Origin of the sequence: Advenella sp. FME57, assembly GCF_014897675.1 — a bacterium.
Taxonomy (GTDB): domain Bacteria; phylum Pseudomonadota; class Gammaproteobacteria; order Burkholderiales; family Burkholderiaceae_B; genus Advenella.
On the sequence record NZ_JABUXU010000001.1, the window covers coordinates 15,149 to 39,888 of the forward strand.

At 54.7% G+C, this 24,740-nt stretch carries 22 protein-coding genes; 15 read left to right on the top strand and 7 right to left on the bottom strand.

All coding sequences use genetic code 11. The features are described 5' to 3' along the window. Positions 1 to 7: 7 nt before the first annotated feature. The 6 genes from INT32_RS00050 (at position 8) to INT32_RS00075 (ending at position 6,469) form a co-directional block, all read left to right on the top strand. Positions 8 to 1,846, top strand: a complete 1,839-nt coding sequence (locus INT32_RS00050; RefSeq protein WP_370540156.1) for a TRAP transporter large permease subunit — start codon at positions 8 to 10, stop codon at positions 1,844 to 1,846. A gap of 41 nt (positions 1,847 to 1,887) precedes the next feature. Further along, positions 1,888 to 2,661 (top strand): SDR family NAD(P)-dependent oxidoreductase, encoded by a 774-nt coding sequence (locus tag INT32_RS00055; RefSeq protein WP_193086708.1) that lies wholly within the window; start codon positions 1,888 to 1,890, stop codon positions 2,659 to 2,661. A gap of 47 nt (positions 2,662 to 2,708) precedes the next feature. Then, on the top strand, positions 2,709 to 3,875 hold the full coding sequence (locus tag INT32_RS00060; protein WP_193086709.1) for an acetyl-CoA acetyltransferase: 1,167 nt from the start codon (positions 2,709 to 2,711) through the stop codon (positions 3,873 to 3,875). Positions 3,876 to 3,940: 65 nt separating this feature from the next. Further along, positions 3,941 to 5,515, top strand: coding sequence for an acyl-CoA synthetase (locus INT32_RS00065; protein ID WP_193086710.1), 1,575 nt, complete (start codon positions 3,941 to 3,943; stop codon positions 5,513 to 5,515). Further along, on the top strand, positions 5,499 to 6,044 hold the full coding sequence (locus INT32_RS00070) for a PPC domain-containing DNA-binding protein (RefSeq protein WP_193086711.1): 546 nt from the start codon (positions 5,499 to 5,501) through the stop codon (positions 6,042 to 6,044). Before INT32_RS00065 ends, INT32_RS00070 begins: the two co-directional genes overlap by 17 nt. 32 nt (positions 6,045 to 6,076) lie before the next feature. Next, positions 6,077 to 6,469 (top strand): PPC domain-containing DNA-binding protein, encoded by a 393-nt coding sequence (locus INT32_RS00075; RefSeq protein WP_193086712.1) that lies wholly within the window; start codon positions 6,077 to 6,079, stop codon positions 6,467 to 6,469. 240 nt (positions 6,470 to 6,709) lie between these two features. Here INT32_RS00075 and INT32_RS00080 read toward each other — a convergent pair whose 3' ends face one another. Further along, positions 6,710 to 8,227 (bottom strand): UxaA family hydrolase, encoded by a 1,518-nt coding sequence (locus INT32_RS00080; protein WP_193086713.1) that lies wholly within the window; start codon positions 8,225 to 8,227, stop codon positions 6,710 to 6,712. 41 nt (positions 8,228 to 8,268) lie between these two features. After that, positions 8,269 to 9,174 (bottom strand): FadR/GntR family transcriptional regulator, encoded by a 906-nt coding sequence (locus INT32_RS00085; protein WP_193086714.1) that lies wholly within the window; start codon positions 9,172 to 9,174, stop codon positions 8,269 to 8,271. 145 nt (positions 9,175 to 9,319) lie between these two features. Between INT32_RS00085 and INT32_RS00090 the strand changes: the two genes are divergently transcribed. The 4 genes from INT32_RS00090 (at position 9,320) to INT32_RS00105 (ending at position 12,450) form a co-directional block, all read left to right on the top strand. Then, entirely contained in the window at positions 9,320 to 10,003 is a 684-nt protein-coding gene (locus INT32_RS00090; protein ID WP_193086715.1) for an amino acid ABC transporter permease, read from the top strand. 16 nt (positions 10,004 to 10,019) lie between these two features. Next, complete coding sequence (locus INT32_RS00095; RefSeq protein ID WP_193086716.1) at positions 10,020 to 10,667, top strand: amino acid ABC transporter permease; 648 nt, start codon at positions 10,020 to 10,022, stop codon at positions 10,665 to 10,667. Positions 10,668 to 10,694: 27 nt separating this feature from the next. Continuing rightward, positions 10,695 to 11,543, top strand: coding sequence for an amino acid ABC transporter ATP-binding protein (locus INT32_RS00100; RefSeq protein WP_226816352.1), 849 nt, complete (start codon positions 10,695 to 10,697; stop codon positions 11,541 to 11,543). A 100-nt stretch (positions 11,544 to 11,643) separates the two neighbouring features. Next, positions 11,644 to 12,450 carry a transporter substrate-binding domain-containing protein gene (locus INT32_RS00105; protein WP_193086717.1) on the top strand — a complete coding sequence of 269 codons (807 nt, stop codon included), beginning with the start codon at positions 11,644 to 11,646 and terminating at the stop codon, positions 12,448 to 12,450. A 29-nt stretch (positions 12,451 to 12,479) separates the two neighbouring features. Here INT32_RS00105 and INT32_RS00110 read toward each other — a convergent pair whose 3' ends face one another. From INT32_RS00110 to INT32_RS00120, 3 genes are all read right to left on the bottom strand, one after another. Continuing rightward, a complete protein-coding gene (locus INT32_RS00110) occupies positions 12,480 to 13,412 on the bottom strand; it encodes a LysR family transcriptional regulator (RefSeq protein WP_193086718.1) in 933 nt (310 codons plus the stop codon). A 73-nt stretch (positions 13,413 to 13,485) separates the two neighbouring features. Then, entirely contained in the window at positions 13,486 to 14,271 is a 786-nt protein-coding gene (locus INT32_RS00115) for an NRDE family protein (protein WP_193086719.1), read from the bottom strand. A 41-nt stretch (positions 14,272 to 14,312) separates the two neighbouring features. Beyond that, positions 14,313 to 14,957: a PIN domain-containing protein gene (locus INT32_RS00120; RefSeq protein WP_226816353.1), complete on the bottom strand. Its 645-nt coding sequence runs from the start codon at positions 14,955 to 14,957 to the stop codon at positions 14,313 to 14,315. A 183-nt stretch (positions 14,958 to 15,140) separates the two neighbouring features. On the opposite strand from INT32_RS00120, the gene clpB reads away from it, so the two are divergent. The 5 genes from clpB to INT32_RS00145 all read left to right on the top strand — a co-directional run bounded on the left by clpB (position 15,141) and on the right by INT32_RS00145 (position 20,921). Next, the gene (clpB, locus tag INT32_RS00125) at positions 15,141 to 17,738 is read left to right on the top strand and encodes an ATP-dependent chaperone ClpB (protein ID WP_193086720.1); all 2,598 of its coding nucleotides are present in this window, start codon (positions 15,141 to 15,143) and stop codon (positions 17,736 to 17,738) included. A 290-nt stretch (positions 17,739 to 18,028) separates the two neighbouring features. Beyond that, the gene (locus tag INT32_RS00130) at positions 18,029 to 18,238 is read left to right on the top strand and encodes a cold-shock protein (RefSeq protein ID WP_014750808.1); all 210 of its coding nucleotides are present in this window, start codon (positions 18,029 to 18,031) and stop codon (positions 18,236 to 18,238) included. Positions 18,239 to 18,678: 440 nt separating this feature from the next. Continuing rightward, a complete protein-coding gene (locus INT32_RS00135; protein WP_193086721.1) occupies positions 18,679 to 19,566 on the top strand; it encodes an energy transducer TonB in 888 nt (295 codons plus the stop codon). A gap of 15 nt (positions 19,567 to 19,581) precedes the next feature. Beyond that, positions 19,582 to 20,373: a MotA/TolQ/ExbB proton channel family protein gene (locus tag INT32_RS00140; RefSeq protein WP_193086722.1), complete on the top strand. Its 792-nt coding sequence runs from the start codon at positions 19,582 to 19,584 to the stop codon at positions 20,371 to 20,373. Positions 20,374 to 20,390: 17 nt separating this feature from the next. After that, positions 20,391 to 20,921 (top strand): biopolymer transporter ExbD, encoded by a 531-nt coding sequence (locus tag INT32_RS00145; protein ID WP_193086723.1) that lies wholly within the window; start codon positions 20,391 to 20,393, stop codon positions 20,919 to 20,921. Positions 20,922 to 21,147: 226 nt separating this feature from the next. Here INT32_RS00145 and INT32_RS00150 read toward each other — a convergent pair whose 3' ends face one another. Then, on the bottom strand, positions 21,148 to 21,819 hold the full coding sequence (locus tag INT32_RS00150) for an epoxyqueuosine reductase QueH (protein ID WP_193086724.1): 672 nt from the start codon (positions 21,817 to 21,819) through the stop codon (positions 21,148 to 21,150). An 88-nt stretch (positions 21,820 to 21,907) separates the two neighbouring features. Then, complete coding sequence (glnE, locus tag INT32_RS00155) at positions 21,908 to 24,715, bottom strand: bifunctional [glutamate--ammonia ligase]-adenylyl-L-tyrosine phosphorylase/[glutamate--ammonia-ligase] adenylyltransferase (protein ID WP_193086725.1); 2,808 nt, start codon at positions 24,713 to 24,715, stop codon at positions 21,908 to 21,910. Positions 24,716 to 24,740 lie beyond the last annotated feature (25 nt).

Here is a 24,740-nt window from a genome sequence, read left to right on the forward strand (position 1 = left end):
TACCCATATGCTTTCCAGAAGTGTCGTCGCCGTCAAGACCGCAGTGATGCGGTTGGTCGGTTTGCTGGCTGTGGCAATGCTGGTATTCGAATCGGCATTGCTCTTTACCGGTGTGGTGTTTCGCTATTTCCTGCATAAACCCATTATTTGGTCCGACGAGCTGGCGCAGTCTGTATTTATCTGGTTGTGCATGTTCGGCGCCGCGCTGGCGCTGGACCGGCACGAACATATGCGGCTGACTGCCGTAGTAGCGCGCTTTTCCAGGCGGGCCCAGAATTGGTTTGAAACACTGGGGCTGGTGATTATTCTGTTGTTTGCCGCGTATCTGATCGGGCCCGGATTTCATCATGCCGGCAGCCAGATGGTGGTCACCTCGCCGGCGCTCAATATTCCCGATGGCTATAGGGCGCTTGCGATTCCGGTGGGCATGTGCCTGTTTGCCTTTATTGCCCTGAGCCATTTGCTGGCGCACTCGCGCTGGCAGGACATTATCTCTGCGGCGGCCGTTGTCGCGGTGGTGGGCTATGCGCTCTGGTATTTTGCCGATTTTATGTACGACATAGGCAATCTTAACCTTATCGTATTTTTTGTGCTGGTGCTGGGCGCATGTGTCATGAGTGGCGTGCCCATTGCCTTTTGCTTCGGTATCGCCACGCTGGCCTATATCGTCAATATTGCGGAAGTGCCGCCGTCCATTGTCGTGACGCGCATTGATGAAGGGGCTTCGCATCTCGTGTTGCTGGCCGTGCCGCTGTTCGTGGTATTGGGCGTATTGCTGCAGATCAGTGGCATGGCGCGCAAGCTGATTGATTTTATGTCATCTATACTGGGCCATATTCGTGGTGGGCTCAATTATGTACTGCTGGGCGCCATGTTCCTGGTCTCCGGTATTTCAGGCTCCAAGGTGGCAGACATGGCCGCGGTCGCGCCGGCACTGTTTCCGGAAATGAAACGCAAGGGCGCCGACGAAAATGACCTGGCGGCACTGTTGTCGGCCACCGGCGCGATGACCGAAACCATTCCGCCCAGTCTGGTGCTGATTACGATTGGGGCCGTATGCGGCGTATCAATCAGTGCGCTTTTTATTGGCGGGCTGGTGCCGGCGCTGGTGTGTACGCTGGCCATTGCTTTGGTGTGCTATCTGAAGTCCCGCAAAAACGCGCAGGATACGCTTGAACGCGCCAATGCTGCCGAGATTGGCCGCACTTTTGTGTGGGCGCTGCCGGTGCTGATCCTGCCGATCATTATCCGCGTGTGTGTGGTCGAAGGCGTTGCAACGGCGACTGAGGTGGCTTCCATTGGCATCGTGTATGTCATTATTTACGCAATCATTGTGCAGATGCTTATCGGTGGTGTAGACAAATCGCGCATTTATCCCATGCTGATTGAGGCGACTTCGCTCTCGGGCGCCATTTTGCTTATTATTGGCGTTGCCACTGCCATGGCCTGGGCACTGACCCAATCAGGTTTTTCCACGACGCTTGTTGAATTCATGACGCATATTCCGGGCGGGGTGTTCGGTTTCATGACGGTGAGTATTGTGCTTTTCGTTTTGCTGGGCAGCATCCTGGAAGGCATTCCCGCCATTGTGCTGTTCGGCCCGTTGATTTTCCCGGCGGCTCAGGCCATGCACATTCATGAGGTGCATTACGCCATTGTGGTCATTCTTGCCATGGGTATTGGTTTGTTTGCTCCGCCGCTGGGCGTGGGCTTTTATTCGGCCTGCGCGATCAGCAAGGTCAATCCCGACAAGGTCATTCCAAAAATGTGGCTGTATCTGGCTGTTCTGCTGGTAACCACGTTTGTCATTGCGTTTGTACCCTGGTTTTCTATCGGGTTCCTTTGATGGGTCCGCTCTGATCCCTTATTCAGTATAGGTGGTGCAGTATGAGTGATAGTTCTGCAAGTGATTTGCGCGTCGCGGTGGTTACCGGTGGCGGCAATGGCATTGGCCGGGCAATTGTCGAGGCTTTTGCGCATGCCGGTTATCAGACCATGATCGCCGACCTCAACGAGGCAGACTCGCAGGCGCTGGAGACTTCGCTCAACGGGCAATCGCTACAGGCGCGCTTTCTCAGGCTGGACGTAGCTGACGCGGACAGCATTGCGCAGTTTTTTGCTACTGTAGAGCGCGATTATGGCCGCTGCGATGTCCTGGTGAACAATGCAGGCATTGCCAAAACTGTGGCCTATCTGGATTATCCGAAGGACCATTGGGATAAGGTCATGCAGGTGAACGTAACCGGGCCATTTCTGATGTCACAGTATGCTGGGCGGCTGATGCAAAAAAGGCACTCGGGGCGTATCGTTAATATCGCATCTGTGAGTGGTGAGCGCGCAAGCTGGGGTCGAGCGGCCTATGGTACATCGAAGGCCGCTGTTTTCGGGCTGACGCGGCAGATGGCCCTGGAGCTGGCCGAATTTGGCATCACGACCAACGGGATTGCGCCGGGTCCGGTGGATACGCCGCTTACCCAGCAATTGCATACACAGGCCACCCGGGACGAGTTCATTGGCTCAATCCCCATGGGACGTTACGGTACGCCGCAGGAAATTGCCCAGGTCTGCCTGTTCCTGGCGTCCGAGGCTGCATCATATATCAACGGTCATGTGATTCCGGTCGATGGCGGTTTTCTGGCTGCAGGCATTATCGGACATTGACTGCTTATGTCAACTGTCATAGTTTCAATTTAAGGGAGTCGATTGTAATGCGTGTGTCAATGACGGGCTGGGCCCATTCGAAATTCGGAAAAATGGATGGCGTTGATCCTGAACAGATGATCGGCGACGTGGCGCTGCAGGCTATTGCCCATGCCGGTCTGGAGCATAGTGATATAGATTCGCTGCACGTTGGCCATTACAACGGTGGATTTTTATACCAGGATTTTCCGTCCTCGCTGTTGTTCAATGCGATTCCGGCATTGCGATTCATTCCGGCTGTACGGCTGGAAAATGCCTGCGCCACCGGTTCGGCGGCGCTGCATTCTGCGCTCAATGCGGTTGCCAGTGGACGCAGCCGTTATGCGCTGGTGCTTGGCTTTGAGAAAATGTCGGAACTGTCTACACCGCAAATCGGAGACGTTCTGCTCAAATGTTCCTATGCCAGGGAAGAGGCGACGGTTGCCGGTGGTTTTGCCGGCCTGTTTGGCAATGTCATTGCCAAAACCTATTTCGATCGCTATGGTGATCAGTCTGACGCGCTGGCGATGATTGCCGCCAAGAACCACCATAACGGCCTGTCCAATCCGTATGCACATATGCGAAAAGATTTCGGTTTCGAGTTTTGTCGCACGGAATCGGAAAAAAATCCCTTCGTGGCTGGCCCGCTCAAGCGTACCGATTGCTCACTGGTATCTGACGGCGCAGCGGCCATCATTATTTGTCGGGATGATGACGTTCGCAATAGCGACAATCAGGTGCGCTTTCTTGCAACATCGCAGGTCAATGATTATCTGCCCATGAGCCGTCGCGATCCCATTGCTTTCGAAGGGGCAACGCGTGCCTGGCAGCAGGCGCTGGCTGACAGCAGCCTGAGCCTGGGCGAGCTGTCGTTTGTGGAAACCCATGACTGCTTTACCATTGCCGAGTTGATTGAGTACGAGGCCATGGGGTTGGCCCGCCCGGGGCAAGGCGCGCGTGTCATCCTGGACGGCATCAGTGCCAGGGACGGGCGCTTGCCGGTGAACCCGTCGGGTGGTCTCAAATCCAAAGGGCATCCCATTGGAGCGACCGGCGTATCCATGCACGTCATGGCCGCCATGCAGCTAAGCGGGCAGGCGGGGGACATGCAGTTGCCGGTAGCGGATCGTGCCGGTGTCTTTAATATGGGCGGCTCGGCAGTCGCCAATTATGTAAGTATTCTTGAGCGCGCCTGATGCGCGTGTGATATGCCCGCGATCCCGCGATAAACGCAGGTATCGGGTCAATCTGGAATGGTGTCATGCTCAAGCCGGTAAAAAATATTGGTAACTTTCTGACTGATGTCAGTTTGCGTTTTGCGGAACTGCCTGGTCTTATTCATGGTGACCGTACCTATAGCTGGGGTACGCTTAACGCCAGGGTCGATGCGCTTGCTCATGCTTTAAGGAAACTTGGCATAGACAAGGGCGACCGTATTTTGATCCATTCCTCCAATAACGTGCAGTTGTTCGAAAGCTGCTGGGCAACCTTCAAGCTGGGCGCTATCTGGGTTCCCACTAACGTGCGGATTACCGAGGCGGAAATTGCCTATCTAGCCTCTGCGAGCCGCGCGTCGATCGTCATATATGACGATGGGTATGCGGGTCACGCCAACAGTTGCTGTCACGCCGCAGATTCTGTCAGGCATGTGATTGCCATAGGCGAGCCGCAAGAGGACGAGCACAGCTACGAGGCGTTGCTGGCGCAGCATAGAGGCGACGGTCGCTTCGAAGCGATTGATGTGGATTATGAAGACCCCCTTTGGTTCTTCTTTACGTCTGGGACCACCGGGCTCCCCAAGGCCGGCGTGCTGTCGCACGGTCAAATGGCGTTTGTGATTACCAATCATCTGGCGGATCTGCTGCCTGGTATTGACCAGCATTCCCGGTCCCTGGTGGTCGCGCCGCTGTCGCACGGTGCAGGAATTCATGCCATTGCCAATACAGCCAGGGGGGCAGCCAGCATATTGCCTGGCTCGGCACGGCTCGATTGCGCCGAAGCATGGCAGCTGGTTCAGCAATATCGCGTTGACAATATGTTTACCGTGCCCACCATTGTCAAACGGCTGACTGAAGACCCGGCGGTGGACCAGTTTGATCATTCGTCATTGAAATACGTGATTTATGCGGGTGCGCCCATGTATCGGGAGGACCAGAAACATGCATTGCGCAAACTGGGCAAGGTGCTGGTGCAATATTACGGACTAGGCGAAGTGACAGGCAATATCACGGTGCTGCCGGCGCATATGCACCAGCAGGATGATAGCGCCGCTGACGCCAGGATCGGCACCTGCGGATACGCCAGAACGGGTATGGAAATAGCGATCCTGGATGAGCAAGGCCAGCGCTGCGATGCCGGCATGACAGGTGAAATCTGCGTGCGCGGTCCGGCAGTATGCATGGGGTATGACAACAACGCTGCGGCCAATGAGAAAGCATTTCGTTATGGCTGGTTTCACACTGGTGATCTGGGCCATCTGGATGAGCAGGGCTTCCTGTATATTACCGGGCGCCAGTCAGATATGTATATTTCGGGTGGCTCCAATGTGTACCCGAGGGAAATTGAAGAGGCTTTGCTGACGCACACTGCTGTTTCTGAGGTGGCCGTGTTTGGCGTGCCCGATGAAAAATGGGGAGAAGCCGGTGTCGCGGTAGTGGTATGCAAAAGCGGCTGCAGGACTGATGCCGTAGCACTGAACCGTCACCTGAATGGTAAAGTGGCACGGTACAAGTATCCGGCCAGATATTACTTCTGGGATTCCATGCCAAAATCGGGCTATGGGAAAATTGTCAAAAAAGACTTGCGACGCATGGTGCAGGATGATGCAACGGCTTAACTCAAGAGTGCTATCTCTGGCCCGGCAGGGCCAAAGCAACTGGGTGCTTGATGTGCCCGAAGGCGCATCGCTCTGGGAGTGGGTATCTGCCGCCTTCGCACAGTACGACATTCAAAGCGCGCATCTGGATTTGATGGGCGGGCATCTTCGTTCTGCCATTTTTTATACCGGATATCCTGATCCGGCTGGCAAGCGCATTGCGCAATATGGTGCGCCTAACCACACCGGCCATGCAACACTGATCTCAGCCATGGGCATATACGGAAAGGATAGGGACGACAAGCCCCTGCTGCATTGCCATGGTTGTCTTGTGACCGGCAATGGCCAGACACAGGGCGGCCATCTGGACACGCAGCAATGCATCGTGGGGCAGACAGGGATACGCATTTATGTGACGGCGACAAGCGAGATCGAATTTGTCGCCAGACTGGACGCCACTTCCGGTATGTATGTATTTCATCCGCAATTGGCAGAGCATATTGGTGGCATTGCAGATCGTGCTGTGGTGTCTGCTGCGCACGAGCGCTGAAGTTTGGCCCAGAACGGCAAAGGAACAGACGTATGGAATCCAGTATCAGGCACTGCCGGGTAGGGCGTGTGGTCAATGCCCGGTTTTTCTGTAATGACGATCTGATCACCGGCATGGAGGACATCTGTCGCGAGCACGAAATTGCTCAGGGCGTTATCAAAGGCGGGCTTGGCAGTCTGTTCAAGTCCAGTCTGGAAATCATGACCGATGAAGGCGTGCTGCGCAGTATCAATGTGGAAGGCTTCGCGGTGGAAATTCTGAGCATGAACGGACACGTGCGCCGTGATCGTGAAGGAAAAACCGAAGTGGAGCTCTACGGGATTGTGGCCAACAATGCAGGCCAAGTGTTTGCCGGCAGATTTATCAAAGGCGGCTCACCCGTGTGTATTACGATAGAAGTCATGGTTCAGGAATGGCTCGATTAAGCTCGATGGCTTGACGGTCTCAGGTGGCAGCAATGACGCAGCATGGCGCGCCATGGGCTGCCGATGTCGAAGAGAAATACCACCTGCTTTGCTATCGCTGTCACATAACGGCCCTGACCGTGACGTCGTACTGCGGCAACGTCGCGCGCTTTTAGGGTCAATACATGGCGGCAGGTAGACTGCCAACCGCCATGTATTGCTTGCTCACGCCTTTATTGCTGAACCCCTTGTTGCTGGTACCTACATTGTCACACCCAACGGCCATGGGGCAAACTCGTTCTGTCCATAGCCATGCAATTCGCTTTTGGTTTTTTTGCCGGATGCCGAGTCCAGCATCATGCGATAGATTTTTTCACCCAGGCTGTCTACCGTTTCTTCACCGCTGATGATCGTGCCGCAGTTGATATCGATATCTTCTTCCTGGCGCTGCCACAAGGCGTTGTTGGTGCTCAGCTTGAGCGAAGGCGAGGGTGTACAGCCGTAAGCCGAGCCGCGACCTGTTGTAAAACAAATCAGATTGGCGCCCGAGGCGACCTGTCCGGTGGCCGATACCGGGTCAAAACCGGGAGAATCCATGAACACCATGCCTTTTGCCGTAACGGGCTGCGCATACTCGTAAACGTCATTAAGATTGGTGGTGCCAGCCTTGGCAACTGCGCCCAGTGATTTTTCCAGAATGGTCGTCAGCCCGCCAGCCTTGTTGCCGGCAGACGGATTGTTATTCATTTCGGCAAAATTGCGTTCGCAATAATCTTCCCACCACTTGATCCGGGCTACCAGTTTTTCCCCAACTTCGCGGCTGACGGCGCGCTGGGTCAGTAGATGCTCTGCGCCATAAATCTCGGGCGTTTCGGAAAGAATGGCGGTACCGCCGGCGCGCACCAGGCGATCAACCGCCGCACCCAGCGCCGGGTTTGCAGTAATACCGGAATAGCCGTCAGAGCCGCCACATTGCAGGCCCACGGTAAGATGCGATGCGGAGACCGGCTCACGCTGGACTTCATTGGCGGCAGGTAGCATGGATTTGACCACCGCAATGCCTTTGGCGACGGTTTTCGCGGTGCCGCCGGTATCCTGAATGGTAAAGGTTTGCAGGTTGACGCTCTCCTTCATGTTGCCGGACGCAAGAATCGCCGAGATCTGATTGGATTCACAGCCCAGGCCGACCATCAGCACCGAATGAAAGTTGGGGTGTTTTGCGTAGCCGACCAGGGTGCGCCTGAGGGTTTCCACAAACAGCCCCTCGGCTGCGTGACCACAGCCGGTGGCATGGGGCAGGGCGACCACACCGTCAACGTTGGGAAAGTCCGCTAACGCTGCGGGGTTGATATCGCGGCGAAAATGGTCTGCAATGGCTTTGGCAGCGGTCGCCGAACAGTTGACAGAGGTGAGAATGCCGATGAAGTTACGTGTTGCAACCCGGCCATCTGGCCTGACGTAACCCATGAACTGGTCGGTATTTTCGTTGACTGGCACATCCTTTGCATGAGAGCCGAAATCGTAATCACGCTCGAAGTCCATCATGGTCATGTTGTGTGTATGGACATGCTGGCCAGCGCGAATGTCGCGTGTCGCCTTGCCAATGATTTGGTTGTAGCGGCGAACCGGGCTGTCTTTTGCGATATCCACGGTAGCGATCTTGTGTCCGGCTGGAACCAGCCCGAGGATGGCGATCCCGTCCTCTGTGTTGCCCTGCATCAGCTGTTCAGTTGCAATAATGACATTATCATTGGCATGCAGTCGTATGGTCTTCTTCATTGAGTTCCTCTGGATTTCGCTTTGAAATAATGGATGTTGTTTTAGCCAATGATGGCCATCAGGCGCTGATGAGCGCGGGTCAAATGGCGTTGCATGGCGGCCTGCGCCTGCAACGGGTCGCGCTCTTCAATGGCCAGGCAGATGTACTCATGCTCCTGCATGGCCGCCAGCCAGGCCTGCTGATCGTCAAAATGCCGGTGCATGGTGCGGGCAATCGGCCGGTAGCGCTGGTCGAACAGGCTGGTAATGGTCTGTATGACCAGTTGATTGTCTGTACTTTGCGCCAGTATTGTATGAAAAAGTCGATCTGCATGGGCCATGCGGGCATTGGTGGATAGATCGTTTTGCGCCAAGGCCGCCTGCATGTCGGTCAGGCTTTTTCTGAGTTTTTTACGCAGGCCGGGCGACATGAAACGGGCCGCTTCTGCAGCTACGGCAGATTCCAGAAAATAGCGCATCTGGTTGACCTCTTTCGGGCTGTCTTCTGCAATGCTATGCAGCATCAGGGCCGCATGGGCCAGGGGAGCGCCATTAGGAGCATCATCCGGCATATCTTCAGCCTGAGCTTGCTGACTACTGGCAGCCTCGTCTGTTTCTGCCTGAACCTCACGCTGGGGTTCGATACGCGGCATCTTGTCGGCGCCGGCATGATCCACCTGTCCCGTTGATCCGGTTTGCGCTGAGCTGCTTTTTACGTAAATGCCCGATCCGATCCGGATTTCAACTTCATCCTGCAGTTCCAGAACGATCAGTGCTTCACGCAGCGTCGGCCGCGACACCCCCAGCTGTTGGGCAAGCTCTCTTTCGGAAGGCAGGCGGGCGCCTGCACCGATGCATAGGTTCGCAATAACCGTGCGCAATTGCGCAGCGGTCTGCAAATAGGCTCTTGCCGCCATTTTGCGCGATGGGGACGGTGTGTCGGAAGTCATATTTTTAATTGAAATCAAATTAAATCCAATATAGGGGATTCAACTTAAGTGGTCAAACCAATTGTGGTGTAAATATGCATTTTATAGGGTTTTCTATAAGTGGTTTTACCAATTAGTCCGTGTAGGATGTCTTACTTTTATCACAGTCAAAAGCGGGTCAGACATGACTTATGAGTTCGATTTCAGTTCTGTCTTTGCCTACTGGCAGTTTTTCCTGGAAGGGGCGCGTACGACGGTTGTCATGTCGTTCTGGTCCACGCTGGCCGGGTTTATTCTTGGCGTGATGTGCGCGATCGCTCGTAGTTCGTCCATTTCGTGGTTGAGCAAAACGGTCGGTGCCTATGTCGAGGTGATTCGCAATACGCCGCTGATCATCCAAAGCTACTTTCTGATTTTCGGCATGTCCAGTGTGGGGCTGACCATGCCGATTCTGGTCGGCGCCATACTTGCACTTGTCATCAATATTACGGCCTATACCTGTGAGATCGTTCGGGCCGGAATCGAATCGGTGCCGCGCAGCCAGCGGGAAGCGGGCGAGTGCCTGGGCTTATCGCCTTTGCAGGTGTACTGGCATATTATTCTGGTGCCGGCCCTGGAGCGTGTATACCCGGCGCTTACTAGCCAGTTCATTTTGCTGATGCTGGTTACCAGTGTGCTGTCGGCGGTGGGCACCGAAGATTTGTTTGGAGTGTCTGGTCAGGTGCAATCCATGACGTTCCGCAATTTTGAAGTGTTTGTCATTCTCTGGGGAATCTATCTGGCCATGTCTCTGATGGTCCGCGCCATTTTCTGGATGTTGTCCAAATTGCTTTTTGTACGCAGGCGTCGCCTGGGCACCTTGCTTTGAACTGGAGCGCTGAAATATGAATTATGAACAGCTGATTTTTCTGTTGCAGGGCGCCTGGGGTACCTTTGTGCTGTCTGTCCTTACGTTTGTGTTTGCCAGTGCAGTGGGGCTGATGATCGCGCTGATGCGCGTGTCTGCCAATCCCATTGCCCGTGGCGCAGCCTTTACCTATATTCAGGCCATCCAGGGTACGCCGCTGCTGGTGCTGATGGGCGTCTGTTTTTACGGCCCGACCATCCTGGGCTTTACGTCGGTACCTGCGCTGACGGCTGCCGTGCTGGCGTTGACCATTCAGTCGTCTGCATTTCTGGGTGAAATCTGGCGAGGCTGTATCGAATCGGTGCCGAAAAACCAGTGGGAAGCGGCCGAGTGCCTGGGCTTGAACCGTATTCAGCGCATGTTCCAGGTTATTTTGCCGCAGGCATTGCGTATCGCCGTACCGCCCACTGTGGGGTTTATGGTGCAGATCGTCAAGAATACCTCCATTGCCTCTTTGGTGATCGGTTTTGCCGAGTTGTCCTATAACGCGAAAATACTCAATAACGCAACTTTCCAGCCATTTCTTTACTTCGGGCTTGCCGCGGTCTTGTATTTCATCATTTGTTATCCGCTGTCGCGACTCAGTCTGAAGCTAGAGCGCAAGCTGAACGTATCTCGCGGCTGAAATGCAAAATTACACAAAGGAGCCTATATGAATTCAGTGCCTTCGCAGCAATCAGTAGCCGAGCTGCCTGTCAGCGCACCAGTGCCGCCAGACAACGGACAGGCAGGCATACAGCCCTTATCGCGCGACGGTAAAGCGATAACCGGCGATATCGTGCGCCTGGACAATGTGCATAAATGGTTCGGTGACAATCATGTACTCAAAGGTATCGACCTGAGCGTCAAACCAGGCGAAATTATTGCCATTATCGGCCAGAGCGGGTCGGGCAAGAGCACGGCACTGCGCTGCATGGATCATCTGGAACAGATCGACAAGGGTTCGGTGACGGTATGCGGACATACTTTTGGCGCGGATATCCCAAAGTCTGACCTGAAGATGCTGCGCCAGGATGTAGGGATTGTTTTCCAAAGCTATAACCTGTTCCCGCATTTGACCGTCGAGCGCAATATCACACTTGCGCTAACCTCAGTCAAGAAGATGGGCAAGAGCCAGGCAAAGCAAATCGCGCAAACCGTACTGGCGCAGGTTGGCCTGTCGGAGAAAAGCCAGATGTATCCGGAACAACTCTCGGGCGGACAGCAGCAACGCGTTGCCATTGCCCGCTCATTGGCCATGGGTCCCAAACTCATGTTGTTCGATGAGGTGACCTCTGCGCTGGATCCACAGTTAACCGGGGAGGTGTTGCGTGTTATCGAAAAACTGGCGCGTGAAGGTATGACGATGGTGCTGGTAACGCACGAAATGGCATTTGCCATGAAGGTCGCACATCGTATTGTTTATATGTATCAGGGAAAAATCCATGAACAGGGCGGGCCGGACATGCTGCGAAATCCGCAGACCCCTGAATTGAAGCACTTCCTGGATATCGGCCTGTAATCCGGGTTCGCTATAAAAGAAGCTAAACGTACCCTTGATTAAGCGTACCCCTTATTTTTGTTGATTCGTTAGAAAACAATATTCCACACAGGAGACAATAATGACTTATTCGCTCAAGCCCGCGCTTGCGGCAATCACCCTTGCGACGGCACTGCTGGGCACGGCGGCACCCGCCTGTGCCAACACCCTGGAACAGATCATGCAGCAGAAAGTGTTGCGGGTTGCCATCGACCTGAGCGCGCCCCCTTATGGCATGAAAAGCGAAACCATGAAGGAAGTGGGTTCGGACGTTGAAACGGCCACTCTGCTGGCAAAGGATCTGGGTGTAACGCTGCAAGTTGTCTCGACCACCCAGGCCAATCGTATTCCATTTCTGCTTACCAATAAGGCCGACATTGTCATTTCAAGTTTGTCGATCACGCCGGAGCGGGCAAAGGTGATTGATTTTTCAATACCCTATGCCGTGATCCAGTCTGTGATAGGCGCGCCCAAGGACGCACCCATCAAGCAGATGAAGGATCTGGCAGGCAAGACCGTGGTCACGGCCAGGGGCACCACCAATGATCAGAACGTCACCAAGCTGGCACCACCGGGAACAAATATTGTACGTTTTGAAAACGATGCGACAGCCATTACCGCGATAACCAGCGGACAGGCGAATATTTTTTCGACCGCACCTTCCATTATTGCCGCGCTCAATAAAAAGGATCCGGCCAAAGCCCTGGATATCAAGGTTGTGATGTCGACCTCGAAAATGGGTATCGGCGTCGCCCGCAACAATCCCGAATTGAAAGAAAAAATCAATGAACTGATACGCCAGAATCTGAAAAATGGCCAGTTAAATACCATCTTCAAAAAATATCATGCAACCGATTTGCCGCAGGACGTCTTGGCTGAAGGCAAATAACTAACGGGCGTGTTGCGCGCGCCGTTTCTTCAGAGCGGGGCTACGGGCGGCGTGTGTACCGCGTCCCAGTAGCCGTCTGAAGCGTAGTGCTGCTTGAGCATATCGATAAAGCTGCGGGTGCGCTGGGGCAGGTGCTTGCGGTTTGGCAATACGGCATAGATCCCGTTGGGCGCGGTTGCATAGTCGTCCAGAACAGTGACCAGGCGACCGGCATTCAGGTCGGCCTGTACTTCCCACAAGGACCGCCACGACAGGCCGAAGCCATGCAATGCCCATTCGTGCAGGACACTGCCATCGGAGCATGCCAGACGACTGGCAGGTTTGAAGGCGCGCGTGCTGCCTTTTTCGCGGAATAGCCACCCCTTGCTTTGGCTGCCTTGCGGGCCGAAGGAGAGACATTCATGTTTGACCAGATCAGCGGGTACCTTGGGTGTGCCTTGCCGCTTCAGATATGCGGGCGAGGCGACCACCACCCGGCGGTTTTCAGCCAGCTTTAATGCGATTAGTTGGGAGTCTGGCAGGTCGCCGATGCGGATGGCGCAGTCATATTGCTCTTCGAACATGTCGATGATTCTGTCGGTCAGATCCAGTGTGACGCGGATGTCGGGATGGAGCAGGCAAAAATCCGGTATGTGCGGCGCCACATGCTGTCGGCCGAAACCGGCAGGCGCGGTCAATCGCAAGGGACCGGCAATTTTTACCTTGCCCTGCGTTATCTGGCTCTCGGTTTCTGCCAAATCCTTGAGGATGCGCTGGGCTTCTTCGACAAAGGCGTGGCCTTCAGGCGTGAGGGTGAGCTTGCGAGTGGAACGAATCAGCAGTTTCACCCCAAGGCGCTCTTCCAGCGCATCGATACGGCGGCCCATCATCGCAGGGGCGATGCTATGCTGCTTAGCGGCAGCCGACAGGGTGCCAAGCGTGGCAACTGCGACAAAACTTTCCAGTTGGGTGAAGCGATCCATGGCTTGTGCGTCTTGAGTCTGGTTGAATGAACAATCCGGTCATTGTACCTTCGAATGGTGACGGACTGCGCAATCAGTAGTGGTAGGCAGTGTGCATGGAGAAGCTCCAGTCACGACGTCCCGTTTCGCTGGCGTCGGGCGCGTAGGTCAGTTCGCTGAAGGTGGCGCAGCCAGCGCGATTGACCGCAATAATGGAGGAGCAACGGGTGCCGTAATTCTCGCTGATGATGAAAGGGCTGCTCAGCAGCCGCTCGCGTTCCAGCGGAATGCCGGTGGCGGGTAAGGCGTCGTCAGGCGCAGGGGTCGTATCTTTAAGCAGTTTGAATACCTGTTGCAGGGCATCGGGACAGCAGTCGGGCGTGAGCGCATCCAGGCCGCGACGCAGGCGTTCGGCCTTGGGCCAGGGGGTGTCCAGCAAGTGATTGGATAGAATATAGCTGCCATGCGTCAGCTTTTGCGGTGGCGCATCCTGTCGATTACCGGTGTAGTAAACCTCGCTGACATCACCCACGATCAGATTGAAGCCATTATAGTTATCGCCGCTTTTCCACACCTGCGCGGCGTAGTCGCCTGCGGTCATATCCCCATCTACAAAGTTGCTCACCAGCAGGCCGCGTGTGGGGGCCTGGGGGATAAAGCCGGAAGGTTCGCGAAAATTGGTCAGCATGGCAAAACGGCCGTTTCTGTTGATCGCCAGCCACGTGCCGCCGCCGCTCAGATCCAATCCCGAGAAAACGTCAGGATTGGCATCCCAAGGCGCGGCCGGCTGAGCTGGCCTGGTGTGAAATTCGTCACGATTGGCGGCGATATAAAGTGGCCAGTCGGGATCTTTGGCAATGGACAAATAAATAATGCACATGGAAAGCATCCTTCATGAAACAATGGTCTGAGGCTGTTTGATCAGGCAGCCGCATTCACGTCCTGGGCAATAAGGCTGTTCAGGCGGAACAGGCGTTCCCGCTTAAGGACCGTCTCCAGGGGCTCTCGGGGACGGCCGATCTTTACGGCATCGTCGGGAATCAGGGCCAGCAGTTGCATAAACAAATCAGGGTTCAATTCATAGCACTTGATCAGAAACTGATCTGGATCGAACAGAGACAAGCCAAGCAGGCGCAGTTCGCTGCGGTTGAAGTCTCGCAGGTTTCGGGTCAGAATGCAGACAGACTGGCCGCGAAACTGGGCAAGCGCGGCCCGGCCAGCAGCAATGACGTGCCAATCCTTTGGGTCGCTTTTGGACAGCCCCGTTTCGAATTCATTGACTATTCCCATATCGGCCCGGGGAAAGGCCGCTTGCATGTCCACCCATTGGATTGCGATGTCGTCTTCGGGTACGGCCCAAACGCGGCTGGCGTTGCGGCGCCATTCCTGGCCGATGTAGTCGGCCCAGACTGGTTCGAACATGCCCGATTGCGCCAGACGCAGCAGCAGGTTCTTCAGAATGGTGGACATCAGCACACAGGTATCCAACACGACACGCTGGGGCAACAGGTTACTGGCGGCGAGGGGATCGCGCTCGGCAGCGGTGTCGGGAAAGCCTGAATTCATTGAACGGTCTTCGGAGCGGTTAAAATTTGATTGTACCGGCTGTGGTACCGTTCTTTGGGTGGCAGTCTTTATCATTGGTCAAAAACTGTGCTGTATTACATCTTGAAATGTGGGTAGTTGCCATTATGTATTAAGCAACCTGGCCATATATGCATGGCCGTAATGAATGACATGGGAAGAATCATGAGATTTGACAAATTAACCACAAAATTTCAACAGGCGCTTGCTGACGCCCAAAGTCTTGCCGGCCGTAACGACAATCAGTACATTGAACCGGTTCACGTTCTATCCGCCTTGCTGAGCGATGCCGACAGCGGTGCCGGCAGCCTGCTGGCGCGTGCGGGCGTCGCGGTCAATCGCGTTGGCCCGGCCCTGGACAGCGCCATCAAATCGCTGCCTCAGGTTCAAGGGGTCGACGGCAATGTGCAGATCAGTCGCGAACTGAATGGGCTGCTGACCGCTACGGACAAGGAAGCGGCCCGGCGGGGGGATGCATTTATTGCAAGTGAATTGTTCTTGCTGGCACTGGCCGAAGACAAGGGCGAGGCCGGGCGCATCCTGCGCGACTCCGGCCTGCAGAAAAAAGCGCTCGAGGCGGCCATTGAGGCTGTTCGGGGCGGCGCAGCCGTTGAAGACCAGGAAGGCGAAAGCAACCGTCAGGCGCTGAAAAAATACACCACAGACCTGACAGAAAGAGCGCGCATGGGCAAGCTGGATCCGGTTATCGGCCGCGATGACGAAATCCGTCGGGCCATTCAGATTCTGCAGCGGCGCACCAAGAACAACCCGGTGCTCATCGGTGAGCCTGGTGTGGGTAAAACAGCCATCGTGGAAGGACTGGCGCAGCGCATTATCAATGATGAAGTGCCCGAAACCTTGCGCGGGAAACGCGTGCTGTCGTTGGACCTGGCTGCGTTGCTGGCGGGGGCCAAATATCGCGGTGAGTTCGAGGAACGCCTCAAAGCGGTGCTCAAGGAACTGGCGCAGGATGACGGTAGCAATATCGTCTTTATCGACGAAATCCATACCATGGTAGGCGCAGGCAAGGCCGAAGGGGCGATGGACGCCGGCAATATGCTCAAGCCAGCGCTTTCGCGCGGCGAATTGCATTGTATCGGCGCCACCACGCTTAACGAATACCGTAAGTACATTGAGAAGGACGCCGCACTGGAACGGCGCTTCCAGAAAGTGCTGATCAACGAACCCGACGTTGAAAGCACAATTGCCATATTGCGCGGTCTTCAGGAGCGCTATGAGTTGCACCACGGTGTCGATATTACCGACCCGGCCATTGTGGCGGCCGCTGAGCTGTCCAATCGCTATATCACAGACCGTTTTTTGCCGGACAAGGCGATTGACCTGATCGACGAGGCTGCGGCGCGTATCCGCATGGAAATTGATTCGAAACCCGAAGTCATGGACCGCCTGGATCGCCGGATTATCCAGCTGAAAATTGAACGCGAGGCGGTTCGTAAGGAAACCGACGATGCATCTGCCCGCCGCCTGAAAGTGATCGAGGATGAACTGGAAAAGCTGCAGCGCGAGTACAACGACTACGAAGAGATCTGGAAAACCGAGAAAGCGGCGGTGCAGGGTGCGCAGTCGATCAAGGAAGAAATCGAGAAGGTCCGGGCGCAAATGGCTGAGTTTCAGCGCAAGGGCCAGTATGAACAATTGGCCGAATTGCAATACAGTCGCCTGCCGGAACTGGAAGGTCGTCTGAAGGCTGCAGAATCAGAAGAGTCCAGCAAGGCCAAGCCACGCCTGCTGCGTACCGAAGTCGGGGCCGAAGAGATTGCAGAAGTGGTTTCTCGCGCGACCGGCATCCCGGTATCCAAAATGATGCAGGGCGAGCGTGAAAAACTGCTTGGCATGGAAGGTTTCCTGCATAAACGTGTGGTAGGCCAGGACGAGGCGGTTACGCTGGTTTCCGATGCAATCCGGCGTTCGCGCGCCGGCCTGTCGGATCCGTCAAGGCCTTATGGATCCTTCCTGTTTCTGGGGCCAACCGGCGTCGGCAAAACTGAGCTGACCAAGGCCTTGGCCGGCTTCCTGTTCGATTCCGAAGACCACCTGGTGCGTATTGATATGAGCGAGTTCATGGAGAAACATTCCGTGGCACGCCTGATCGGGGCGCCTCCGGGCTATGTCGGTTATGAAGAGGGCGGGTACCTGACCGAAGCGGTGCGTCGCAAGCCTTATAGCGTCATTTTGCTTGATGAAGTGGAAAAGGCCCATCCTGACGTGTTCAATATCCTGTTGCAGGTGCTTGATGATGGCCGGCTGACCGACGGACAAGGGCGAACGGTAGACTTTCGCAATACCGTGATTGTGATGACCTCGAACCTGGGTTCGCATCATATTCAGAGTATGGCTGGGGAGTCTTACGAAGCGATCAAGGAAGTAGTCTGGGAAGACGTGAAACAGGCATTCCGGCCTGAATTTCTGAACCGTATTGACGAAGTGGTGGTATTTCATTCGCTGGATAGCGCGCAGATCTCCTCTATTGCGCGGATTCAACTGGATCGTCTGGCAGCTCGGTTGGCGGGTCAGGATATGCATTTGCATATTTCAGATGCAGCACTGGCACTGCTGGCAAAAAGCGGTTTCGATCCGGTATTCGGGGCAAGGCCGTTGAAACGTGCAATTCAGCAACACGTGGAAAACGCCATGGCAAGAAAAATTCTCGAGGGAGAATTTGGTCCGGGCGACACCGTGTTGGTCGATGTAAAGGACGGCGTTTTTTTGTTCAGCCGCGAAAACAGTGATATTGCGGGCTAAAGCCGCTACTTTGCTGTCTAAATAGCCCGGGTGTCTCCCGGGCTATTTTTATATAAATTAAAATTTAATGACAGTTGTATTGACGCCAGCGCATAAATATTCATTGACACAGGTTCTTTTTACCGACATAGTGTCACACATAAGATATTCAAGTTAAAGGAAGCCGTGCTTCGGTTAAACGAAATAGGCTTCTGGTTACAGCGGTACTGTTTGCATGTGTCGTCTCCTTGAAGTCTTGTCCCAAGAGATAGGATTTTATCTCAGTTTTTTTTATACATCAGGAAATCGACATGTCGACAGAATCAGGAATTGTAAAGTGGTTTAATAACGAGAAAGGCTTTGGTTTCATCAAGCCCGCCTCAGGTGGTAAAGATCTGTTTGTGCACCACACAGACATTATCGGTACAGGCTACAAATCACTGCAGGAAAACCAGGAAGTGACTTTCGTGGTTGCTGAAGGTCCTAAAGGTCCTCAAGCTAAAGAAGTTTCAGCCAAATAATTTATTTGCGCTGTGCTGAAAATACCGCCCACGGGCGGTATTTTTTCGTCTGTATCTGACGGTTTGTGGTCTAGTAACAACAAATTTCAGTCGAAATAGTGTCCAATTTCGTCATTGTTATATAAGGATACAAAAAAAGACGCAAATGCTGCGCTGCGCCTGCCTGGCGTGCCGGCCATGAAAAATAGTGTGCTCTTTCTCAGATGCGACCAGAGAACGATTCAGCCACACTGTAAAACCATTGTTACGTATTCAACGTTACTCCGTGCACATAATTCAAGAAATTTATTGAAAATGAGAATAGTTATTATTACAATAACAGGCTGACCTGCAGATGAACATTGACTTCATTCATATTGTCTAATGTTTTTTCGCTGGATGCGGTTCCCGCCTCAAGCGTTGTCTGCTGTAATTGCCTGCACAAGGCACGTATGTTGAGCATGTTTAACGGATCAAATTCCCCCGCGGCAGTTCCTCTGAGCTTTCGGCTCACCGGCCTGGCTGCAGCGCTGGCATTAATGTCAGGCGCGGCCTGGCTTGGCACTCTGGATCTGACGCCACCCATTGTCAAAGCGACCGATACCCCGGTAATGGTAACGATTATCGACGAACCGGTACGTCCACCTCCGAAAGGGGAAGAACTGGCGCCGGCCCCCGAACCAGAGGTACAACCTGAGCCCGAGCCGGAACCCCAGCCTGAACCTGAACCTGAACCTGAGCCTGAACCTGAGCCTGAACCTGAGCCGGTTCAGGAAGAAATTATTCCACCTCCAGAGCCTGTGCCGGAGCCCGTATACGAGCTCAAGCCAGAACCCAAGCCTGTCATAGAACCTAAACCCGAGCCAAAGCCGGAACCCAAACCGAAGCCCAAGCCTAAACCCAAACCGAAGCCCAAGCCCAAGCCCAAGCCAAAACCCAAGCCTGAACCGAAACCGGCGGTCAAGCCTGCAAACAATCTGTCCAATATCAAGATTGATCGCAATATTTCGCTCAAGCCGGTGGGTGTCAGCAATGGTGCGAGTGCCAAGCCTTCGGGCGGCCAGACCAATCAGGCCCCCAAGGTCGTGTCGTCGGTCAGTTATCTGGTCAAGCCTAAACCGACCTATCCGCGCGCAGCAAAAATGCGTGGCGAATCGGGAACTGTTATCGTACGGGTGCATATCTCAACGGCTGGTACGGTCAAAAGCGCGACACTGCGCCAGGCATTACCCTATGACTCGCTCAATGATGCGGCTCTGAGAGCGGTACGACGCGCCCGTTTCAAACCCTATTCAGAAAATGGCGTTCCCCGGGACTCCATCGCCGATATACCTATTGTTTTTCAATAAAGGAATGTATTAATCATGACTACCCCCTGGCTGTCATCCACATTGCTCGCCCTTGCTCAGGCGACAACGGAAACTACGCCGCAGAACCCCGGCATTATGGATTTTCTAATGCAGAGCGATATTGTCGGCAAATCCCTGTTCGGTATTCTTGTTCTGATGGCACTGGTTACCTGGTACCTGATCGTGGTCAAGGTATTAATGAATATCAGTGGAACGCGCAAGGGAAACCGGTTCCTGCAACGCTTCTGGAGTTCGCAGTCTCTGGATCAGGTTGATCAGGATCTGCATAAGTTCGGTGCCCGCGATCCGTTCTCGCGCCTTGCCGACCAGGCCCTTCATGCGCGCGATCATCACAGCCGTTATGGCGCAAGCAATCTGGCCGAACTGGGTACCAATGCGGAGTTTGTCGCCCGCCGCATGAAAAAAGTGATTGATGAGGAAACGGCTCAGGCCGAGAACGGACTGTCAGTCCTGGGCTCCATTGGCTCGACTGCGCCGTTTGTCGGGTTGTTCGGAACGGTATGGGGTGTTTACCACGCCCTGATCGGTATCGGCATGGCGGAAGCCGGCGTTACCATCAACAAAATCGCCGGGCCGGTAGGCGAGGCGCTGATCATGACCGGCCTTGGCCTGGCTGTTGCCATTCCGGCGGTGCTGGCCTATAACGCCTTTGTTCGCCGCAACCGCGTGATGCTCGCTCGTCTGGACGCATTCGCCCACGATCTGTACGCATTTGTGACAACCGGCCAGCAATTTGAAAGCCAGAACCCCAAAGTACGCAGTTTGCGTGGCGGCGGCGGTCGTTAGTCACACAGGAGATAGCCATGGCTTTTGGAAGTTTTGATCAGAAAAACGGTTCGGCCAGCCCCATGACCGAAATCAATATGGTGCCGCTGATTGACGTGATGCTGGTACTGCTGGTGATCTTTATCATTACAGCGCCGCTGATGGCGCATTCGATCAAGATCGATCTGCCTCAGGTCAGCAGCAGGCCGGTAGAGCAGGAACCGGTCATTATCGATCTGGCGATGGACAAGTCAGGTACCATTTACTGGAATGATGAGCCGGTAGAACAGAATGACCTGAGAGAAATGTTCGTCAACGAAGGCAAGCAAGACCCGCAACCAGAGCTGCGGATCCGGGCGGATGCCGATACGCGCTACGAAGCACTGGCGCAGGTTCTTTCCATGGCAAAAGGGTCAGGGTTGAAAAAACTCGGCTTTATTACCCAACCAGGCAGCGAGAGTGCTGTTGGCGGTTCGGAAAACGCCAGGGATAGCGGTGCGGGCAAGCCGCAAGCGGGTGCAGCGGCGGCGTCAACCGACACGGATGCAGCGGCAACACCTGCCCAATAAAGATAGGTGGCGTCTGATGCGCGCTGCCCGATGGTGTTCCAGGGTAAAAAAGGACTGAACCTGTGCGATATCAGGTTCAGTCCTTTCTTGTAATATAGCAGGGCCGGGTTTGATGGCGGCAACACGTATGGATTGGACAAGGCCGAGAAATCAGGCGGCGGGATTCACTGTCCGTCCAGGGTCGCAGCTTGCGGCAAACAACATGCCTTATAGACAAATGCCTGATTTAAAGCGTTTCTTGCTGCCTACCGTAGAATTTGACCCCGATTGTGATGCGATCACGCCCCTGAGTGCGGCGATGACGGTTGGTGTCGCGCAATGAGTAGACGCAACCGCAGTATTCCTGCTGATAGAATTCTTCGCGCTTGCTGATCTCGATCATGCGGGCCGAGCCGCCACCTTTGCGCCAGTTGTAGGTCCAGTACACCAACTCGGGATAGCGCGCGGCTGCACGTTCGCCACTGCCGTTGATCTGATTCATGTCCTTCCAGCGCGAAATGCCGAGCGAACTGGTAATGGTATCGAAACCATGTTCGTGCGCATACAGCGCAGTGCGCTCAAAGCGCATATCGAAGCAGGCGGTACAGCGAATGCCCCGTTCGGGTTCATTTTCCATGCCTTTGACTCGGTCAAACCAATTGTCTACGTCGTAATCGGCATCAATAAATTCAATGCCGTGTTGTTGCGCAAAGCGTATGTTCTCTTCCTTGCGGATTTCATACTCACGAACCGGATGAATGTTCGGATTATAAAAAAAGATGGAGTAGTTGATGCCCGATGCCAGCATGGCTTCCATGACTTCGCCCGAACACGGGGCACAGCATGAATGCAGCAGTACTTTGCCGTGACCTTCGGGCAGGGCAAGGGTGGGGCGTTCGATATCGGTAACAGTAACCATGGCGATAAAAGATGAGTCGTTTCTTAATCCGTTATTTTAGGATATTTCCCGGGCGGATTGACGTTTTTTTTTAAAAATCTCTTTATTTTCAAGTGTTTTCTCCGAAAACATCATCCCAAAGCGTACATACCGCAGCCCGTTCTTCCGTTAGCAGCGAAGGATCTATCCTGGCTTTTTCGTCACCCTTGAGCCTGACGGCATGTTGCATGCGACGCAGGATACGGTAGCTGTTCGCCGTTTTGCGGGCATGCTCGGCATTCAGAATGCCAACCTCACCAGCAATATTGAGCAGGGCAATATTTCCAAGGTTTTCCAGCAGTTGCTTATGCTGGTGTGCGTAGGCAAGGACGCAATACTGTGTAATAAACTCAATATCCACCATTCCGCCATGGTCGTGCTTCACATCGAATAATTCGGTTTTATTCGGATGCCCTGCACGAATTCGGGCGCGCATTTCGATTACTTCCTGTTTGAGCTTGTCCGGATCGCGTTGCTGCAAAAGGATGTCGCGGCGGATACGTTCGAACGTTTTGCCAATCTCGGGGTCGCCGGCGGAAAAGCGCGCTCGCGTCAGCGCCTGATGTTCCCAGACCCAGGCATGTTCCCGTTGATATTTTTCAAAGGTATCCACCGATACCGCCAGCAGACCGGCGTCTCCGTCGGGACGCAGGCGCAAATCAATTTCGTACAGCCGGCCAGACGAAGTCATGCTGGACAGCCATGTACTCAGGCGACGGCCAAGCTTGGCATACACCTCCAGTGCGTAGTCGCCTGGGTCGTCAAACAGCAGGACCAGATCCAGATCCGACGCGTAACCAAGTTCCTTGCCACCCAGCTTGCCGTAGGCAATCACTGCAAATTTCGGCATGTGATAAAGGGCATCGTCCGGTTGTATCTGTTTTGGTCGCACCAGCGGCCAGACGCGCTCCAGGCTTTCCTGCAGCAGCACATCGGCCAGGCCGGAGAGCTGGTCAGCCAGTTTTTCCACTGTCAGTTCGCCTTCCAGGTCCTGCGCCAGTAGCTGAAAACTGACCTGGCGCTGCACATCGCGCATGACATTCATTTGCTGCTCCACATCCGGAGTGCCGTCATGCAGGACGCAGGCATCCAGTTCCTTGTCCAGCTGTTCGGCTGTCAGGGCGATGTTGACCGGCTCCATCAGACTGCTCCATTCGATCAGACTATCGAGCAGAATCGGATTGGCGGTCAGATAGCTGGCTGCCCAGGGACTGGAGGCCATGAGTCGCGCCACGCGGGCCAGGGTGTCTGGAAATTCGGCGAGCAGGGCAATGTAAGAGCTGCGTTGCGCAATGGTTTCAATCAAATCGAACAGTCGCGCGCAGGCGGTATTGGGCAATGGGGTACGTGAGGCTGCCTGGATGACTGCAGGCAGCAGTTTTTCCAGGCGTGCGCGACTGCTGTTGGACAAACTGCGAATACGTGAACTGCTCAGCAATGCTTCCAGCCGGTGCTCGACATCGTTTGAGTCATGTTCAGCGAAGTGCTGTTTGATAATGTCTTCCAGGTTTCTGTCGTCACGGTGTTCCGTGTCGCATGTTTGCGGTTGCTGGCCGTTGCTCTGGTCGTCGTTCAGACCGGCAATGCGAAAGGCATCGCGAAATGTATCAGCAACAAACTGCCGATGGGCCGCCAGCTTGGTGGTGAAATCGGCTGCCGTGAAACCCAGCACTGTGGCCAGTGCCGCCATGCGTTCGTGATCGTTGGGCAGCAGATGGGTCTGTTCGTCTTCTCTATATTGCAGAAAATGTTCGACCCGGCGCAAAAAGCGGTATGCCTCTTCGAGCTTGTTGCCTATTTCCGGGGCGATCAGGCCGGCGCTGACTTCGGCGTGCAGTGCCTTGATCAGGCAGGGTTCCTGGATGGTGGGCAGGCGGCCGCCCTTGATCAGTTGCGACAGCTGCACCACAAACTCGATTTCGCGAATGCCGCCTTCCCCAAGCTTGATATTGTGAACCGTGTCGACCCCACTTTTGGACAGGGCTCGTCGCTGCCAGTCCAGGCGGATCCGCTCGCGCAACTGGCGCAGCGAGGCCAACGTATCGAAGTCGAAGTATTTGCGATAAATGAAGGGAAGCCGCAGGCTTTCCAATTGCTGGGCGTAAGGCGCGGGCGCGCTGCCCTCCAGTGCCTGTACCTGAATGATGCGCGCCTTAAGCCAGGCGTAGCGTTCCCACTCACGTCCCTGGGCAATCAGGTAGTTTTCCAGTGCGTCCAGGCTCCAGGCCAGGGGACCGGCGTCGCCATCCGGACGCAGCCGCAGATCGGTACGAAATACCTGACCGTCGGCATCCTGATCGGACAGGATCGGCATCATGCGCCGGGTCAGGCGACCATAGAATTCGTGGTGGCTCAGTGGTCGCCGTCCGGTAGTTTCACCTTCTTCGGGGTACAGCATGATCAGGTCAATGTCCGATGAGACATTCAGTTCGTATCCACCCAGTTTGCCCATTCCCAGAATGATCATTTCCATGGGTTTGCCGGTGGCCGGGTCCATGGGCGCGCCATGGACCTGAACCATATCGGTCATCAAGCTGCGATATGCCTGAGCAACGGCGAAGTCAGCCAAAAAGGACATGGCGTGTGTCACTTCTTCCAGCGTTGCCTCGCCGCCCGTGTCCCGCACAAGCAGCGTGTCGAACAGACGGCTGCGCAGCTTGCGCAGGATGATTCGGCAGTGCTCGATTTCCCAGACCTGGGTGGCGGGAGCGCCCACGCCGGCGGCCAGCTCCTGCGACCATTGCATGATACGCGCAGAGGTGATGGGTTCAGCCGAGTCTGCCAGTATTTGCTTTTGAATCTCGGGGCGCGCATCAAGACGGCGGCGCAGATAGCCGGACCAGGAAAGAGCGTTTTGCAGGGATTGGATACAATTCATGAGTTGCCGATGTGATGACTGGATG